The organism is Nocardioides sp. SLBN-35 (assembly GCF_006715725.1).
Classification (GTDB): Bacteria; Actinomycetota; Actinomycetes; order Propionibacteriales; family Nocardioidaceae; genus Nocardioides.
Genome location: NZ_VFNU01000001.1, coordinates 13583 through 31445 on the forward strand (window position 1 = coordinate 13583; position 17863 = coordinate 31445).

At 71.7% G+C, this 17863-nt stretch carries 13 protein-coding genes; 3 read left to right on the forward strand and 10 right to left on the reverse strand.

Translation table 11 applies throughout. The features are described from left to right. Positions 1 to 3: 3 nt before the first annotated feature. From FBY23_RS00110 to FBY23_RS00140, 7 genes are all read right to left on the reverse strand, one after another. The gene (locus tag FBY23_RS00110) at positions 4 to 1560 is read right to left on the reverse strand and encodes an alpha/beta hydrolase (RefSeq protein ID WP_141796292.1); all 1557 of its coding nucleotides are present in this window, start codon (positions 1558 to 1560) and stop codon (positions 4 to 6) included. 27 nt (positions 1561 to 1587) lie between these two features. Continuing rightward, complete coding sequence (locus tag FBY23_RS00115) at positions 1588 to 2739, reverse strand: DNA polymerase III subunit delta' (RefSeq protein WP_141796293.1); 1152 nt, start codon at positions 2737 to 2739, stop codon at positions 1588 to 1590. Next, on the reverse strand, positions 2736 to 3407 hold the full coding sequence (tmk, locus tag FBY23_RS00120; RefSeq protein ID WP_141796294.1) for a dTMP kinase: 672 nt from the start codon (positions 3405 to 3407) through the stop codon (positions 2736 to 2738). Before tmk ends, FBY23_RS00115 begins: the two co-directional genes overlap by 4 nt. Before the next feature lie 145 nt (positions 3408 to 3552). Continuing rightward, on the reverse strand, positions 3553 to 6261 hold the full coding sequence (gene topA, locus FBY23_RS00125; protein WP_141796295.1) for a type I DNA topoisomerase: 2709 nt from the start codon (positions 6259 to 6261) through the stop codon (positions 3553 to 3555). A gap of 238 nt (positions 6262 to 6499) precedes the next feature. Then, a complete protein-coding gene (locus FBY23_RS00130; RefSeq protein ID WP_160158114.1) occupies positions 6500 to 7534 on the reverse strand; it encodes a DUF2510 domain-containing protein in 1035 nt (344 codons plus the stop codon). Positions 7535 to 7544: 10 nt separating this feature from the next. After that, a complete protein-coding gene (locus FBY23_RS00135) occupies positions 7545 to 9041 on the reverse strand; it encodes a class I SAM-dependent methyltransferase (RefSeq protein WP_141796297.1) in 1497 nt (498 codons plus the stop codon). 110 nt (positions 9042 to 9151) lie between these two features. Then, complete coding sequence (locus tag FBY23_RS00140) at positions 9152 to 9583, reverse strand: DUF6069 family protein (protein WP_141796298.1); 432 nt, start codon at positions 9581 to 9583, stop codon at positions 9152 to 9154. 195 nt (positions 9584 to 9778) lie between these two features. Between FBY23_RS00140 and FBY23_RS00145 the strand changes: the two genes are divergently transcribed. Then, positions 9779 to 10144: a YciI family protein gene (locus FBY23_RS00145; RefSeq protein WP_141796299.1), complete on the forward strand. Its 366-nt coding sequence runs from the start codon at positions 9779 to 9781 to the stop codon at positions 10142 to 10144. Positions 10145 to 10330: 186 nt separating this feature from the next. Continuing rightward, a complete protein-coding gene (locus FBY23_RS00150; protein ID WP_160158115.1) occupies positions 10331 to 11518 on the forward strand; it encodes an NHL repeat-containing protein in 1188 nt (395 codons plus the stop codon). Between the two features lie 87 nt (positions 11519 to 11605). Here FBY23_RS00150 and FBY23_RS26290 read toward each other — a convergent pair whose 3' ends face one another. The 3 genes from FBY23_RS26290 to FBY23_RS00165 form a co-directional block, all read right to left on the reverse strand. Further along, a complete protein-coding gene (locus tag FBY23_RS26290) occupies positions 11606 to 12376 on the reverse strand; it encodes a M14 family zinc carboxypeptidase (RefSeq protein ID WP_141796301.1) in 771 nt (256 codons plus the stop codon). Between the two features lie 2 nt (positions 12377 to 12378). Continuing rightward, positions 12379 to 14691 (reverse strand): sodium-translocating pyrophosphatase, encoded by a 2313-nt coding sequence (locus tag FBY23_RS00160; RefSeq protein ID WP_141796302.1) that lies wholly within the window; start codon positions 14689 to 14691, stop codon positions 12379 to 12381. Positions 14692 to 15018: 327 nt separating this feature from the next. Then, on the reverse strand, positions 15019 to 15351 hold the full coding sequence (locus FBY23_RS00165) for an STAS domain-containing protein (RefSeq protein ID WP_141796303.1): 333 nt from the start codon (positions 15349 to 15351) through the stop codon (positions 15019 to 15021). Between the two features lie 135 nt (positions 15352 to 15486). On the opposite strand from FBY23_RS00165, the gene FBY23_RS00170 reads away from it, so the two are divergent. After that, entirely contained in the window at positions 15487 to 17859 is a 2373-nt protein-coding gene (locus FBY23_RS00170; protein ID WP_260805653.1) for a DEAD/DEAH box helicase, read from the forward strand. The last annotated feature ends 4 nt before the right edge of the window (positions 17860 to 17863 follow it).

The window sequence follows — 17863 nt, forward strand, 5'->3', positions numbered from 1 at the left end:
GCCTCAGCAGCTCAACCCGTCCTTCGGCACGGTGCCGTCGAGCAGGTAGGAATGGACGGCGTCGTCGACGCAGCTGTTGCCCTTGTTGTAGGCGGTGTGCCCGTCGCCGTCGCGGCTGACCAGGACGCCGGACTCGAGCTGGTCGGCCATCGCCACCGCCTCGGCGTACGGCGTCGCGGGGTCGCGCGTCGTCCCGAGCACCACGATCGGCGCGGCGCCGGAGCCGTCGATCTTGAGGTCCGGCTCGTCGGTGGAGGTGAACGGGATGCCGTTGCAGGCGGTCAGGCCCCAGGCGAAGACGTCGCCGAACGTCGGCGAGGCCTTCTCGAAGTCGGGGAAGTTGGCGGGCACCTCGTCGGTGGTGATCGACCACGGGTCGTCGAGGCAGTTGATCACCGAGATCGCCTCGAGGCTGTTGTCCTTGTAGGTGCCGTTCTCGCGGGAGCCGTAGAAGTCGGCGAGCTGCAGCAGGGTGGAGCCGTCGCCGCCGAGCGCCTCCTTGAGTCCGTCGTCGAGGTAGGGCCAGTTGTCCTGGCTGTAGAGCGGCAGGATCAGCCCGTAGAACGCCAGCCCGACGGTGAGATCGCGGCCCTCCGCGTCGCTGGTCTTCAGCGGCGTCTTGTCGATCCCGTCGAGCAGGTCCTTGATCGTCTTCAGGCCCGCGTCGACGGAGTCGCCGAGGAAGCAGTCGCCGTCGTCGACGCAGTTCTGGATGTAGGAGCGCAGCGCGGTCTCGAAGCCCTTGGCCTGGCTCAGCGCGCCGTCGCGCGGCGACAGGGACGGGTCGACGGCGCCGTCGAGGACCATCCGGCCGACCTTGTCGGGGAACAGCTCGGCGTAGGTCGCACCGAGGCGGGTGCCGTAGGAGAAGCCGAAGTAGTCGAGCTGGTCCTCGCCGAGCGCCGCGCGCAGCACGTCCATGTCGCGGGCCGCCTCGACCGTGCTGACGTGGCCGCCGACGGCGCCGGAGCGGGCCTGGCAGCCGGACCAGAACTCCTGGGAGTTCTCCTTCGCGGTCTCCACCTCGTCGGGGGTGTCCGGGTCGGGGTCGGCGGCGACGTACGCGTCGAGGGCGTCGTCGCTCAGGCAGTCGACCGGCGCGGAGTCGCCGGTGCCGCGGGGGTCGAACCCCACGATGTCGTACGACGAGCGCAGCTGGTCGGCGAAGTAGAAGTCGGCGTCCTTGGCGGTGTCGGTGCCGGGAGCGCCGGGGCCGCCCGGGTTGACGACGAGCGAGCCGATCCGGTCGCCGGTGGCGCGGGTGCGTTCGACGGCGAGCTTGATCGAGCCGTCGCCGGGCTTCTGGTAGTCGATCGGGACGTCGAGCGTTCCGCACTCGTCCTGGTCGCAGCGGGTCCAGGTGATCTTCTGGCCGTAGTAGTCCTCGAGGCTGCGCCCGTCCGGGCCCTCGGGGCTGGTGGCGTCGGAGCCCTTCTCGTCGCCCTTCGCGGCAGGCTCGTCGGAGTCGCCCCTGAGCAGGACGATGCCGACGCCGACCGCGCCGGCGAGCACCAGCGCCCACACGGTGACGACCGCGACGATCAGGGTCCGCTTGCTCACAACTCAGCTCCTCGGTCTCGGGTCAGGTCACCGCTGCGGCGCCTGCAATGCCACCATCATCGACTCCAGGGCCAAGGCCACGGGCACGTTGAACTCCAGCATCTGCTCCCGCGCGGCGAAGATCCACCCGATCCGGCGCAGGTTGAGCTCGGGCGAGGAGCTCGCGACGATCGCCTCGACCTGGTCGCGGATCTCCTCGTTGACCAGCGCACCGGGTGCCCCGCTGGCGACCGCGATCGCGTCGCGGTAGACCGACATCAGATCGGTCAGCCCGCGGTCGACGACGTCGAGGTGGCGCCGCTTGGCGCGGGTGCGCTGGCCCTTCTCGAGCGCGGCCAGGGCGGGGCCGTACTCCCGCGGACGGCGTCCCCGCTCCACCACGCCGTACGCCGCGTCGAGGTCGGTCTTCTCCCGGGCGTCGAGCTCGGCGGTGATCGCGTCGGCCTCCTCCTTGGCACTCGAGGCGAGCCGGGTCGCGGCGTCCATGCAGCGCCCGAGACCGGTCAGCCGCGCCGGCATCGACACGACCTCCTGGCGCCGGGTGCGCACCGCCTCGTCGAAGGCGAGCGCGCGGGCCCGGCCGATGTGTCCCTGGCTGGCCCGGGCGGCGTACGACGCCAGCGTCTCCGCTACGCCCCGGGCGACCAGGAAGCCGGCGACCTCCTCGGCGGTCGGCGTCGAGAGGGTCACCAGCCGGCAGCGCGACCGGATCGTCGGCAGCACGTCCTCGACGGTGGGCGCGCAGAGCATCCAGATGGTGCGCCCGTTGGGCTCCTCGATCGCCTTGAGCAACGCGTTGCAGGCCTGCTCGGTAAGGCGGTCGGCGTCCTCGACGATGAGGATCTGCCAGCGGTCGCCCATCGGGCTCAGCGAGGCGCGTCGTACCAGGTCGCGGACCTCGTCGACGCCGATGGAGAGCTTCTCGGTGCGGACGACGGACACGTCGGCGTGCGAGCCGGCGAGCACGGTGTGGCAGTCGTGGCACCCGTCCGGGCAGTCGGGACCGACCCCGCCCTGCCGGCACTGCAGGGCCGCCGCGAACGCGATCGCGGCGTTGGACCTGCCCGACCCGGGCGGTCCGGTGAACAACCAGGCGTGGGTCATCCCCTGCCCGGAGACGGCCTTCTCCAGCGCCGCGATGACGTGGCGCTGCCCGACCAGGGTGTCCCAGACGGTCACGACGCGCTCCTGGCGGCCTGCCCGAGCAACGGCTCGATGCGTGCCCAGACCTGCGCGGCGATCTCCTCGATCGGCGAGCGCGCGTCGATCACCGCGTAGTGCTCGGGGTTGCGGGCGGCGAGGTCGAGGAAGGACCGGCGCACCCGCTGGTGGAACTCCAGGCCCTCCCCCTCGATCCGGTCGCGCCCCTCGAACCGCGCCAGCCCCGCCGCCGGCTCGAGGTCGAGGACCACGGTCAGGTGGGGACGCAGGTCGCCGGTCGCCCAGCGCGAGACGTCCTCGAGCTCGTCGCGGTCCAGCGCCCGCCCGGCGCCCTGGTAGGCGAGGGTCGAGTCGACGTACCGATCGGTGATGACGACCTCGCCGCGCCCGAGCGCCGGGCGCACGAGGGTCTCGACGTGCTCGGACTTGTCGGCGAGGTAGAGCAGGAACTCGGTCTTGTGGGCCAGCTCGCCGGTCTCGGGCGACAGCACGATCCGGCGCATCTCCTTGCCGACCGGGGTGTCACCCGGCTCGTGGGTGAGACGTACGGCGAAGCCCGCCCCGGTGAGCCGGTCGTGCAGCAACCGCGACTGGGTCGACTTGCCGCCGCCCTCGCCGCCCTCGAAGCAGACGAAGACGCCGGTGTCGGCGTACTGGCCGGGCCAGCGCTGGTTCGGGGTCGTCACGGGAGCAACTTACGAGACGGGGGCGACACGGGCCATGGTCGGGGGCGAGCGCCCGATCCCTCTATCCGTTCGATCGAACGGATAGAGGGATTTTCGGGCGCAGAATTCCCCCAAACCGTTCGATCGAACGATATGGGGGCGGCGGTCACGCCTTCTTGGTCGCCTTCTTCGCCGCAGTCTTCTTCGCCGGCGCCTTCTTGGCAGCCGCCTTCTTGGCCGGCGTCTTCTTCGCGGCCGTCTTCTTCGCGCCCCGCTTCGCGGCCTTCTTGGCCGGGCCCTTCGCCCGGCGCTCGGCCAGCAGCTCGGCGGCCCGCTCGATGGTGATCGCCTCGACCGAGTCGTCCTTGCGCAGGGTGGCGTTGTACTCACCGTCGGTGACGTACTCGCCGAACCGGCCGGCCTTCACCACGACCGGCTGCCCGGACACCGGGTCGTTGCCCAGCTCCTTGAGCGGCGGGGCCGCGGCGGCGCGGCCGCGCTGCTTGGGCTGGCTGTAGATCTTCAGGGCCTCGTCGAGGGTGATCCCGAAGATCTGGTCCTCGCTGGTGAGCGAGCGGGAGTCGCTGCCCTTCTTGAGGTACGGGCCGTAGCGGCCGTTCTGGGCGGTGATCTCCTCGCCGTCCTCGCCGACGCCGACGACGCGCGGCAGCGCGAGCAGCTTGGTGGCGTCCTCGAGGGTGACCGTGTCCAGCGACATCGACTTGAACAGCGAGCCCGTCCTGGGCTTCGCCGACTTCGGCGCGTCCTCGGGCAGCACCTCGGTGACGTAGGGGCCGAACCGGCCGTTCTTCGCCACGACCTGCAGGCCGGTCTCGGGGTGGACGCCGAGGTCGATCTCCTCGCCCGCCGGGTTGGCCAGCAGCTCGACCGCCTTGGCGACCGTCAGCTCGTCGGGCGGCAGGTCGTCGGGGACGTTGGCGCGCTTCGCGAACGGGGCGCCGTCGTCGCCGGGCCCCTCGAGGTAGGGGCCGTACTTGCCGACCCGCAGGTGGATCCCGTCCTCCTCGGTGCCGACGGGGAAGGTCGCGAGCTCCTTGGCGTCGATGTCGCCGAGGTCGTCCACCAGCCGCTTGAGGCCGGCGAGGGTGTCCGAGCCGTAGTAGAACTCGGTGAGCTCGGCGACCCGGGACTTGTCACCCCGGGCGATGTCGTCGAGGACGTCCTCCATGCCGGCGGTGAACTGGTAGTCGATCAGCCGGGTGAAGTGCTCGGTCAGCAGCCGGACCACGGAGAACGCGATCCACGCCGGCACCAGCGCGGTGCCCTTCTTGTAGACGTAGCCGCGGTTGAGGATGGTGCCGATGATCGAGGCGTACGTCGAGGGCCGGCCGATCTGGCGGTCCTCGAGCTCCTTGATCAGCGTGGCCTCGGTGTAGCGGGCCGGCGGCTTGGTCTCGTGCCCGTTGGCGGACAGCGAGGCGGCGGAGACCGCGTCGCCCTCGACCAGGTTGGGCAGCCGGGTCTCCTGGTCGTCCTTGGCGGCGTTGTCGTCGGTGCCCTCGACGTACGCCTTGAGGAATCCGTGGAAGGTGATCACGCGGCCGGACGCGGAGAACACGACGTCCTCGCCGGTCGTGGCGGCGCCGCCCAGGCGGATGGTCACCGACTGGCCGACGGCGTCCTTCATCTGCGAGGCGACGGTGCGCATCCAGATCAGCTCGTAGAGCCGGAACTGGTCGCCGGTCAGCCCGGTCTGCGCCGGGGTGCGGAACGAGTCGCCCGCGGGACGGATCGCCTCGTGCGCCTCCTGTGCGTTCTTGACCTTGCTGGTGTAGGTGCGCGGGGCGTCGGGGACGTACTCCGCGCCGTACAGCTCCTGCACCTGCGAGCGGGCCGCGCCGATCGCACTGCCCGACAGCGTGGTGCTGTCGGTACGCATGTAGGTGATGAAGCCGTTCTCGTACAGCCGCTGGGCCACGCTCATCGTGACCGACGCGCTCATGCCGAGCTTGCGGCTGGCCTCCTGCTGGAGGGTGGTGGTGCGGAACGGCGGGTACGGCGAGCGGCGGTACGGCTTGGCCTCGACCGAGCGGACGTCGTACGTCGTGTCGGCGAGCGCCGCGACGAGCGCCTCGGCGCGGCGCTGGTCGAGGTGGACCACGTCGGCCTTGGCCTTGAGCTGGCCGTCCTGGCCGAAGTTGGAGCCGGACGCGACGCGGGTGCCGTCGACGCTGTGGACCTTGGCGGGGAACATCCGCTGGTCGTGCTTGCTGCCGGCGTCGAAGGTGCCCTCGAGGTCCCAGTAGGAGGCGACCTTGAAGGCCATCCGCTCCTTCTCGCGGTCGACCACGAGCCGGGTCGCGACCGACTGCACGCGGCCGGCGGACAGGCCGGACATGACCTTGCGCCACAGCACCGGCGAGACCTCGTAGCCGTAGAGGCGGTCGAGCAGCCGGCGGGTCTCCTGGGCCTCGACGAGGTCCATGTCGAGCTCGCGCGGGTTGGCGGCGGCCTCCTGGATGGCGGCCTTGGTGATCTCGTGGAAGACCATCCGCTTGACGGGGATGTTCTTCGGCTTCAGCTCGTCGAGGAGGTGCCAGGCGATCGCCTCTCCCTCGCGGTCCTCATCGGTGGCGAGGAAGAGCTCGTCGGCGTCCTTGAGCAGGCTCTTGAGCTTGGAGATGTGGCTCTTCTTGTCGCGGGGCACGACGTAGTAGGGCTCGAACCCGTTGTCGACGTCGATCGCGAGCCGCCCCCACGGCTTGTCCTTGATCTTCGCCGGGGTGTCGGCCGCGTTGTTGGGGAGGTCACGGATGTGGCCGATGGAGGACTCGACGACATAGCCGTCGCCGAGGTACCCGCCGATGGTGCGGGCCTTGGCCGGCGACTCGACGATCACCAACTTGTGGGACACAGGGACCTTCTCTACTACTCGTGCGCTGCCTGATTCGGCGGTTCACGGTAGCGCGTGGTGTCGAGCGCCGTCGCCAGTGGCGTCCAGAGTGGTCGTCCTCCGGAGGTCGAGGAGGCCGCCCGCGGCCGTCACGAGACCCCCCGCGCACCGATGCCGGGACCCACCCGCAAACAGTCCCGGCAGCACGGCCAGGCGTCTCGTGACGGTTGCTGCGCAACCTCCTCGACGTCCGAGGGCGTCAGCCGACCTTGATCTGGTCGATGACGCCCTCGTTGGTGCTGATCAGGTCGTCGTGACCGAGCGCCGCCATGCCGATGTAGATGCCGTAGGTGGCCGGGTCGCCGGTGTCGACGACGATCACGTCGGTGAGGTCGCCCTCGGCCTGGACCTCGGGGGTGTCGACGCGCACCTCGGCGGTGATCCGGTACGCCGGCTTGCCGTCGACCGTGGTCTCCTCGTTGACCTTGTCGGTGCGCCCGGTGAAGCCGCTGTAGACGTTCTCGCTGCCGGTCAGGCATTGCATGACCACCTCGGCCGCGGTGGCGAGGTCGTCGAAGCCGTTGTCGCGCGGCAGGGCGCCGACACCGGTCAGGCTGATCCACTTCTCCTCGACGTTCGTGTACTGCAGCACGAACGCGTTCGCGAACCCGAACGAGACCTGGTCGCCGGTGGCGAGCTCGTACGCCGGGTTGCGCGGGATGCTCAGACCGCCGCCGGTCAGCTCCGGGGCGGCCGGGTCGGGGTCGGTCGCCGGCTCCGGCGAGCCGCCGGTGCACTGGATGCCGGTGGGCTTCACGGTGCTGGAGGACCCGTCGGTCGGCTCGGAGCCCTCGGACTTCTCGCTCTGCGAGCTGTCGTCGTCGGCCTTGCGGTCGCCGTTGTCGTCGTCGCCGGTCAGGGCGCGGATGCCGAAGAAGCCGCCCACACCGAGCAGCACGAGCGCCACCACCGCGGCGATCACGATCACGACCGTCTTGTTGCCGCCACCACCACCGGGGGCCGGCGCGGGGCTCCACTGCTGCGAGTAGCCGCCGCCGTACCCGGGGGGCGGGGCCGGAGGGGCCGGCGGTCCGGCCGGGCCGGGCGCGGGCGGCGGGGTCGGCACGGCGCCGTACTGCGTGGGCGCGGCCGGCGGCGGCGTCGCCGGGGTGTCGGCCGGGCGGGCACCGCCGGAGGGCTGGGTGGTGGTCATCTGGCTCCACGCCTGACCGTCCCAGTAGCGGTAGGTGTCGGGCGCTCCCGCGGGGTCGGGGTACCAGCCTGCGTTCGTCACGGGGACCAGCCTACGAGTCGGCCGGAGCGAGGAACCCCTCGGCGACCAGCTCGGCCAGCTCGGGCAGGTAGACCTCCCGCAGGCTGGCGGGATCGCGCTCCAGCAGGTGGCCCACGGCATCGATGAGCTGGCCGAGCGGCAGCTCGCCGTCACAGGCGCCGGCGACGGCGGCCGCGACCGTGTCGACCTGACGCGCGCGCCGGAAGCCGCGCTGCTGGCGCAGCACGATGGTGGCCGGGTCCTCGGCGCCGACCGGGCCACTGGTCTCCTGGACCACGTCCTCGCGGATCACGAGCCTGGTGTCGGCGTCGAGCGCGCTCGCCGCCTGTGCGGACTCCGCCCACGCGGCGATGGCCGGCGCGATCGGCTGCTCGACGTCGTAGGGCCACTCGAGGAGGTCGCGGTGCAGGGTCGGGGTGGCCGCACCCTCGCGGCGGCGCAGGTTGATCCAGCCGAAGCCGATCCCGCCGACGCCCTGCTCCTCGAGCCAGGACAGCCAGGTGTCGTAGCGGTGCGAGTACGACGCCGGGTCGCCGCCCGTGGCCGGGTGGTGGCCGGCGTCCTTGAGCCAGAGCTCGACGTACGACGCCGGGTCGAGCACCTCGCGCTGGACGACCAGCGCGTCGCACTCGTCGGGCAGCCAGGTCGCGAGCCGCTCGTCCCACGGCCGGTCGCGGTCGATCACCCAGTTGGCGAGCACCTGGCACCAGCCGCCGTCGGCGAGGTGGTCGGGCGCCGTACGCACGATGTGCTCGACGACCTGGTCGCCCGGCAGGCCCGAGTCGCGATAGACCAGCCGCTCACCGGTCGCCGGCGAGATCACGAACGGCGGGTTGGTGGCGATCAGGTCGAACCGCTCCCCCGCCACCGGCGCGAAGAACGACCCGTCGCGTACGTCGACCTTGTCGTCGACATCGTTGAGGGCCGCGTTGAACCGCGCGATCGCGAGCGCCCGCTGGTTGACGTCGGTCGCGACCACCCGGTCGCTGTGGGTGGCCAGGTGCAGCGCCTGCACGCCGCAGCCGGTGCCGAGGTCCAGGGCGCTGCCGACGTCGTGGCGCAGGGTCAGCTGGGCCAGGCTCGAGGAGGCGGGGCTGATGCCGAGGACGTAGTCGCCGGTCACCGTCGTCGCCACGCCGTCGAGCCCGGGCGTCAGGTCGCTGACGACCCACAGGTCGCCCTCCTCGCTGGCGTAGGGCCGCACGTCCAGCCGGGCCGCCACCTCCCCGACGCTCTGCACCAGCGCCCCCGCGTTGGCGAGCCTGTCGACCAGCCCCGGCAGCGCCCGCTCGGCCTCCTCGACGCGCACCGAGGTCTGCAGCAGGAAGAGGCGCACCAGGGTCGCGAGCGGGCCGCCGTCCGTCGTACGCCGGCGTCCGGGTGTCGTCTCGTTGCGCGACAGCGCCTGGTGGGCCTGCGGGCCGAGCAGCTCGCTGACCGCGTCGTAGGTGAAGTCGGCGGCGAGCAGGGCGTCGCGCAGCGGGGCGGCGAGGGGGATCGGCAGCACGGGACAACGCTAGTCGGCGCTGGGCCCGGTGCTCGCCGCGCATCTGACGAATGGGCTGTGATTCTGCCGCTTCCACAGCCCATTCGTCAGATGCGTCAGTCCACCGTGCCTCACCCGCGGGCGAGGCGCCCGGCGAGGATCGGGATCACGATCGCGGCGGCGACGACGTGCAGCGTCATCAGGGTGAGCGCCGAGGCGACGTCGAAGCCGAAGGTCGCGTCCGGCACCACGGAGAGCGCGGTGAGGGCGAGGGTCGTGCGCACGAAGGTCGAATGCGGACGCCGGGCCTTGCGGGCGAGGACGGCGGCGAGGCCGACGCCGATCAGCGAGAAGACGAAGCTCAGCTGGGTGAACCCGAGGATCGGGATCGAGGCACCGGACTCGTCGGCGAAGGAGACACCCGCCGCGGAGGCGATCGCGGCGAGGGTGGTGGTGACGACCGAGGCGGCGGCCGCGGCGGCGACGCCGTGCTTCCAGACGGTACGGCGGACCGGGGTGGCGGTGACGGGGGTGACGGTGACCTGGGCGGTGGTGGTGGACATCTCTGCTCCTGGGGTGTGAGCGGCGGGCCCGGTGGCCTGCCTGTACCGGTACTACGAACGCCGAGGACGCGGTTCGACACAGGCCAGAGAAAAAGATCTGGCGATCTCGGGGTGGCGGCTGTCGGATCCGTGTGGTGGCGTTCGTGGTGAGGACAGGAGGCGGTCATCGGGACCGCCCGAACGAGGAGCGACGACATGACGACGTACCTGATGTCCGTGCACGGACCCACCGAGATGACCGACGAGTTCTACGGCTACGGGTCGAAGGAGGAGATGGAGCAGTCCTTCGCCGAGACGGGCGCGTTCAACGAGCAGCTGAAGAACGACGGCTACTGGGTCTTCGCCGGCGGCCTGGCCCCCGCGACGACCGCCACCGTGGTCGACGGGCAGGGCGAGACGCCGGTGATGACCGACGGGCCGTACCTGGAGACCAAGGAGGCGATCGCCGGGTTCTGGGTGATCGAGGTGCCCGACCTCGACGTGGCGCTCAGGTTGGCCGCTGAGGCGTCGCGGGTGTGCCGGGGCACGGTCGAGGTCAGGCCGTTCGACGGGCTCGCCTGAGCCGTTGAACGACCACGTGGCGCACACCTCCGCCTGACCGACCAGTGTTTGGTGATGGCTCTCGCGGGCAGGTGTCCGGCGCGGTCGAACCTGGCCGCACCTTCGACGCCCGTGGAGGAGACGTTGGCAATGCAGTTGAACGGAAGAAGCGGCCGGAGACTCCGTCGTCGCACGACGAACCTCGCCGTGGCCGGAGCGACGGCGCTCGGCCTGGCCGTGCTCGGTGCGCCCGCCCCCGGCAGCGCTGTCACCCCCGGGCAGGGCTACCAGCCGGTGCGGCAGTTCGTCGTCGACGGGGACAACGACATCGCGGTCAATGTGACTACGGGCGACGTCTACGTCACCGACTCCGTCTTCGACCGAGTCAAGCGCTACAGCCCGTCCGGCGCACTGCTCGCCAGTGTCGACGTCGCCGAGGCGGACGGGATCGACGTTGGCCCGCAGGGCCACCTCTACCTCGCTGACGAGGACGGTGTCACCGTCTTCATGCCCGACCTCAGCCAGCGCGCCTACTTCCCCGTCGAGAACATCGGAGTCACCGACGTTGCTGTCAGCCCGACCACGGGCGACGTCTACGTGACCGACGTGGTCGACGACGAGGTCATCCGCTACTCGGCAACCGGCACCTTCCTCGGCCGCTGGGGAAGCTCGGGCAGTGGTGACGGCCAGCTGGACAACCCGCAGTCCATCGCCGTCGGTCCCGGCGGCGATGTCTACGTCGGCGAGCGATGGAACAACCGCGTCTCGCGGTTCAGCGCCACCGGCGTGTTCCTCGGCAAGTGGGGTCAGCTCGGCACGACGCCGGGGAGCTTCCACTGGCCGCGCGGTCTGGCGACCGACAACCAGGGCAACGTCTACGTGGCCGACTACGCCGACGGCGCGGCTCAGGGTGGCCGCGTCCAGGTCTTCACCGGCACCGGCGGCTACCTGACGAGCATCGGCGCCTTCAACGCCGCCCCGTTCGGCTCCTTCGGTCCGCGCGACGTCGACGTCGACACCGCCGGTCGGGTGCACGTCATCGCGCACGCCCCGAGCCTCGGCAACTCCGTGACCACCTTCGCGCCGTTCGTACCGGCGACCGACACTGGCACCGCCACGGTCGTGAAGCCGAAGGGCGCGCTCAAGCTCCAGGGCAAGCGGATCAAGATCACCGTGAAGTGCGCCGCAGGAGCGGCATGCACGGGCGTGGCGACCGTGACGGTCAAGGGCAAGTCGATCACCAAACCGAAGGGCTACTCGATCCCGGCAGGCAAGAAGAAGGTGATCACCGTGAAGGCCACCAAGAAGGGACTCAAGCTCCTGCGCAAGAAGGCCGTCACCAAGGCCCTGGTCACGGTGCATGGCGGGCAGCGGACGGTCAAGATCCACCGCTGACACGCCGCACGACGTCGCGCGAGCACAGGGGCCCGGTCGCCATTCGGCGGCCGGGCCCCGTTCGCACTCGGCGGCCGATCGGGGCCGTCAGTGGATGCGGGCGGCGCGCAGGATGCCGCGGCCGGCGACCTTGGTGCGGTAGCGGTGGCTGGTGCGGGCGCCGTACTCGATCGTGGTGGCGGCGCCGTGCTCGCCGAGGGTGGTGTCGTACCAGGCGGTGAGCGTCGGGGAGTCGGTCCCGGACGGGTTGCCGACGCCGAGGTGGCGGCGCGGCAGGTGGAGGAACCGGGCCAGCCGCTTCTCCCACTTCCCGTGCCCGCCGCGGCCGATCGCCCGCAGGGGCTGGTGGATCGAGGCGATCCGGTCGGGCCGGACCTGGGTCAGGAAGGCGATCATCGCCTTGGTCTCGGGCTCGCTTCCGGGCCGCGGACCGCCCCAGTAGCGGGATCCGCGCCCCGCACCCGACCAGCCGCTGGTGGGCCAGTTGCGGTTGAGGTCGACGCCGCGGCCGTTGGTGCGGGTGCCGCGGGCGTTGCCGTCCGGGTTCAGCGTCGGCACCACCCAGACGCCGGTGCCGGGGCGCGGGTGGGCGTGGTCGCGGATCCAGCGGGCGGTGGCGATGCCGTCCTTCTCGTCACCGTGCATCTGGCCGAGCACGAGCAGGACGTACGGCGCGCCCTCCTCGCCGCGGTAGTACGCGCGGATCGGGCGGCCGCGGGCCGACGTACCGATGACGACGGAGGTCTGGACGTACGCCGACGCGGTCACTCGGGTGGTCGTTGCGTGGGCCGGGACGACGACGGCCGCGCCGGCGACGACCACGAGGGTCGCCGCCAGCGCGGCCAGCAGACGGCGCACGATCAGGCGGACTCGGCGTTCGCCGGCTCCGGTGCGTCGTCCCCGATCGTCGAGACCCGCTGCTTGGACACGAACACCGCGGCGAAGATCCCGGCAGCGGCAGCCACCGCGATGAGGATCCGCACGACGTCGTTCTCGTTCTCGCCGTAGGACAGGCTGACGACCGCGCCGACGATCAGCAGCGACACCAGGTTCATCACCTTGAGTAGCGGGTTGATCGACGGGCCCGCGGTGTCCTTGAACGGGTCGCCCACGGTGTCGCCGGTGACGGTCGCGGCGTGTGCCTCGGACCCCTTGCCGCCGTGGTGCCCGTCCTCGACCAGCTTCTTCGCGTTGTCCCAGGCGCCACCTGCGTTGGCGAGGAACACCGCCATCAGGGTGCCGGTCGCGATCGCACCGACCAGGAAGCCGGCCAGCGGACCGACCCCCAGACCGAAGCCCACCGCCACCGGGGCGAGGATCGCCAGGATCCCCGGCGTGGCCAGCTCGCGCAGCGAGTCTCGGGTGACGATGTCGACGACCCGGCCGTACTCCGGGCGGGCGGTGCCCTCCATGATCCCGGCGATGTCGCGGAACTGGCGTCGCACCTCCATCACCACGGCGCCCGCCGCCCGGCCGACGGCGTTGATCGCCAGGCCGGAGAAGAGGAACACGGCACAGGCGCCGAGGAGCGCGCCGACGATCAGCTTCGCGTCGTAGACGAGGAACTCCTTGTCGAGCGCTGGGCCCACCTCGTCGTAGGCGCTCTGCGTGTACGACGCGAACAGTGCGCTCGCGGCGAGCACGGCGGTGGCGATCGCGATGCCCTTGGTGATCGCCTTGGTGGTGTTGCCGACCGCGTCCAGCTCGGTGAGGATCTGCGCGCCGTTCTCGCTGACGTCACCCGACATCTCCGCGATGCCCTGCGCGTTGTCGGAGACCGGCCCGAAGGTGTCCATCGCGACGATGACGCCGACCGTCGTCAGCAGGCCGCAGCCGGCCAGGGCGACCGCGAACAGGGCGAGACCCGTCGAGCCGCCCGCCAGCAGCGCGGCCCCGAAGACCGCGGCGCCGATGACCATCGCCGTGTAGACCGCGGACTCGAAGCCGACCGAGAGGCCGGACAGGATGACCGTGGCATGGCCGGTCAGCGAGGTCCGGGCGACGTCCTTGACCGGCCGGTGCTCCGTTCCGGTGAAGTAGCCCGTGAGCGCGAGGATCGCGGCCGCCAGCACGATGCCGATCGCGACAGCGCCGGCCGCGAACACCGGAGGCGACAGGTCGGCCGAGGCTCCGGACCCCAGCTCGCTCCACTCACCCGGCAGGTAGACGAACGCAGCGATCGCGCTCGCGACCGCCCCGAACGCGGCCGACATGTAGAAGGCCCGGTTGATGGTCTTCAGCCCGCTCTCGCCGGCGCGCGGCTTGGTGAGGTAGACGCCCGCGATCGCGGACAGGGCGCCGATCGCCGGGACGATCAGCGGGAACACCAGGCCCTTGTCGCCGAACGCCTGCGAACCGAGGATGAGTGCCGCGACCAGGGTGACGGCGTACGACTCGAACAGGTCGGCCGCCATGCCGGCGCAGTCACCGACGTTGTCGCCCACGTTGTCGGCGATCGTCGCCGCGTTGCGCGGGTCGTCCTCGGGGATGTTCTGCTCGACCTTGCCGACCAGGTCGGCGCCGACGTCGGCCGCCTTCGTGAAGATGCCGCCGCCGACGCGCATGAACATCGCGAGCAGCGCGGCGCCGAACCCGAAGCCCTCGAGCACGTTGGGCGCCGTCTCCTGGAAGACAATCACCACGACGCTCGCGCCGAGCAGGCCCAGGCCCACCGTGAACATGCCGACGAAGGCACCCGTGCGGAACCCGATGTTCATCGCCGGGTCGCGTCCCTGCTCGTTGGCCGCCGCCGCGACCCGGAGGTTGGCGCGCACCGCCAGCGACATGCCGAGGTAGCCCACCGCCCCCGAGAACCCGGCTCCGACCAGGAAGAAGATCGACCGGGAGATCCGGACGGCCCACTCCGACTGGAGCCCGGTCGCGCCGTCGGCCGTATGGGCCGGGAGCGCGAGCAGGACGACGAACGCGATGGCCGCGAAGATCGTCAGGGTCCGGAACTGGCGGGTGAGGTAGGCGTTCGCCCCCTCCTGGACGGCCTGGGCGATCCGCTGCATGTTCGGGGTGCCCTCGCCGGCGCGGAGGACCTCCGATCTGAACAGCACGGCCATCCCCAGCGAGCCGAGAGCGATCGCGGCGACGATCGCCACGAGGGCGAGATCGCCCCCGGTGACGTCGACATCTGCTACCTGCGGGACGACGAACGGATGGGGCATACGACTGCCTCCTGCGGGGGGTTCAGGGTCGGCCACGGGGGCCAGGTCTGAGATCGTGCCCGGAGTCTACGCAGAGTGTGGCGCAGAACACATGGAGGTTGTGACGCGCGTCACAGCGATGGACTACGAGCGACGGGCCGCTGACGGGGGTTCCGTCGCGCCGCCCGCCGTTTCTGCACGGAGGAGCGCGCGACCGAGGAACGAGGAAGCGCGCGGGGGAGGAAGAAACGGCGTCAGAAGGCGGCGCGACATGCGCGAGCGAAGCGAGCGCCAAACAAACACCGTGAGTCGCTCACGCAGCGCATCAGCCCAGCGCCGAAACCCGACTCAGGCGAGAGCGGCGTCTGCCGAGTCGTGGATGACGAAGACCTTGGCCAGGCCGGTGATCTTGAAGATCTTGAGCAGCCGGTCGGCGTTGCAGACCAGCTCGAGGGAGCCGTCGTGGGCGCGGACCTTCTTCAGGCCGCCGACCAGGACGCCGAGGCCCGTGGAGTCGAGGAACTCGACCGCCTGCATGTCGACGACGATGTCGTACGTGCCGCCGGCGACGAGCTCGGTGATGGTGTCGCGGAGCTTGGGGGCGGTGTAGACGTCGATCTCGCCACCCACGGCAACGACGGTGCGCCCACCGACCTCGCGCGTCGACAGTGTCAGATTCACGACCCTCACCCCGGGATAGCAGTTCTCCGTCTGGTGGCACTTATCAAACCATGCCGAGCGCGCGCACGCGCAAGGAGCGGACATCCTGTCGGTATGCCTTCGGCTCGTGTCGGGGGTCCGGGGGACAATCGGAGGGTGAGTGCCCAGCCCGATCTCGACGTCGCCCCGGCCCGGCGACGCGACCCCGAGGCCCTGCTCGACCGGCTGGTCGCGCTGCCCTCGCGGGCGGACCGGCTGACCCACCGCCAACGAGTTGCGGCGCGGCCCGCGGCCCTCACGGACTGGCCGGCGTGGGCCGATCCTGCGGTGGTCACGGCGTACGCCGCTCGCGGGGTCGGGCGTCCCTGGCAGCACCAGGTGGCGGCGGCCGAGGCGGCCCACCGGGGCGAGCACGTCGTCCTGGCGACCGGTACGGCGTCCGGCAAGTCGCTGGCGTACCTCCTGCCCGCGCTCTCCGACATCCGCGCCGCCCGCGGCCCCCGCGGGCAGCGCGGCGCGTCGGTGCTCTACCTCGCCCCCACCAAGGCGCTGGCCCACGACCAGTGGACGGCGATCCGCGACCTCGGGCTCGACGTGAGGGTGGCGACCCACGACGGCGACAGCACCGCCGAGGAGCGGGAGTGGACCCGCGACCACGCGGAGTACGTCCTCTCGAACCCCGACATGCTGCACCGCTCCCTGCTGCCCGGCCATGAGCGGTGGATCTCGTTCTTCCGGTCGTTGCGCTACGTCGTGATCGACGAGTGCCACCACTACCGCGGCGTGTTCGGCGCCCACGTCGCCCAGGTCGTGCGCCGGCTCCGGCGGATCTGCGAGCTCCACGGCGCGTCGCCGGTGTTCGTGCTGGCGTCCGCCACGGTCGCCGACCCCGACGTGACGGCGCGCCGGATGACCGGGCTCGACGTGACCGCGGTGACCGAGGACGGCTCGCCCCGCGGTGCCCTGGCCCTCGGGCTGTGGGAGCCGCCGTTGACGTCGTACCAGGGCGAGAACGGCGCGCCCGTACGCCGACCGGCCACCGCCGAGACCGCCGACCTGCTCGCCGACCTCGTGGTCGAGGACGTCCGCACCCTGGCGTTCGTGCGCTCCCGGCACGGCGTCGAGACCGTGGCCCGCCGGGCGGCCGAGCTGGTCGAGGAGGTGGATCCGTCCCTGGCCGGGCGTGTCGACTCCTACCGCGGCGGCTACCTGCCCGAGGAGCGCCGCGCCCTCGAGCAGGACCTGCGCAGCGGGCGGCTGCTCGGCATGGCTGCCACCAACGCGCTCGAGCTCGGCATCGACATCAGCGGCCTCGACGCGGTCGTGGTGACCGGGTACCCCGGCACCCGGGCCGCGTTCTGGCAACAGGTCGGCCGCGCGGGACGAGACGGCGGCGGGGCGCTCGGGCTGTTCGTGGCGCGCGACGACCCGCTCGACACCTACCTCGTCCACCACCCCGAGGCGCTGCTCGGCCGGCCGGTCGAGGGCACCGTCTTCGACACCGACAACCCCTACATCCTGGGGCCGCACCTGTGCGCCGCCGCCCAGGAGAGCCCGGTCACCGTCGCGGACGCGGCGCTGTTCGGGCCCCGGATGCGGGAGGTGCTCGGCTCGCTCGTCGAGCGCGGGCTGCTGCGCCGCCGGGCGGCCGGCTGGTACTGGACCGACCGCGCCCGCGCCGCCGACCTCGCCGACATCCGATCCACCGGCGGCGCCCAGGTGCAGCTCGTCGAGGCGGTGACCGGCCGCGTGGTCGGCACCGTCGACGGCGCCCGCGCCCACAGCACCGCCCACGAGGGCGCGGTCTACCTGCACCGCGGCGAGACCTGGCTCGTCGAGTCGCTCGACCTCGAGGAGCACGTCGCCACCCTGCGCCGTGCCGACGTCGACCACACCACGACCGCCCGCGACGTCACCGACATCGAGATCGTCGCGGAGCGCGAGCACGCCGACTGGGGACCGTGCCGGGTCTCGTTCGGGACGGTCGAGGTGACCAGCCGGGTCACGTCGTACCTCCGTCGGCGCACCCGCACCGGAGAGGTGATCGACGAGAAGCCGCTCGACCTGCCGGCGCGGACCCTGTCGACCGCAGCGGTCTGGTGGACGGTGCCGGACGACGTCGTCCGCGACCTCCTGACCGGCGCCGGGCTGGTGCCCGCGGACCTGCCCGGCGCGGCCCACGCCGCCGAGCACTGCTCGATCGGCCTGCTTCCCCTGTTCGCGACCTGCGACCGCTGGGACATCGGCGGCGTGTCCACCGCCCGGCACCCCGACACCGGCGTGCTCACCGTGTTCGTCCACGACGGCCACCCGGGTGGGGCGGGCTTCGCCGAGCGCGGGTACCGCACCGCCGCGGCCTGGCTGCGGGCCACCCGGGCGACGATCGCGGCCTGCGAGTGCGCCACCGGCTGCCCGTCGTGCATCCAGTCGCCGAAGTGCGGCAACGGCAACGACCCGCTCGACAAGGCCGGCGCCGTCGCCCTGCTCGACGTGCTGCTCCGCGAGGCACCTGACGCCGACACCCGGTGACCTG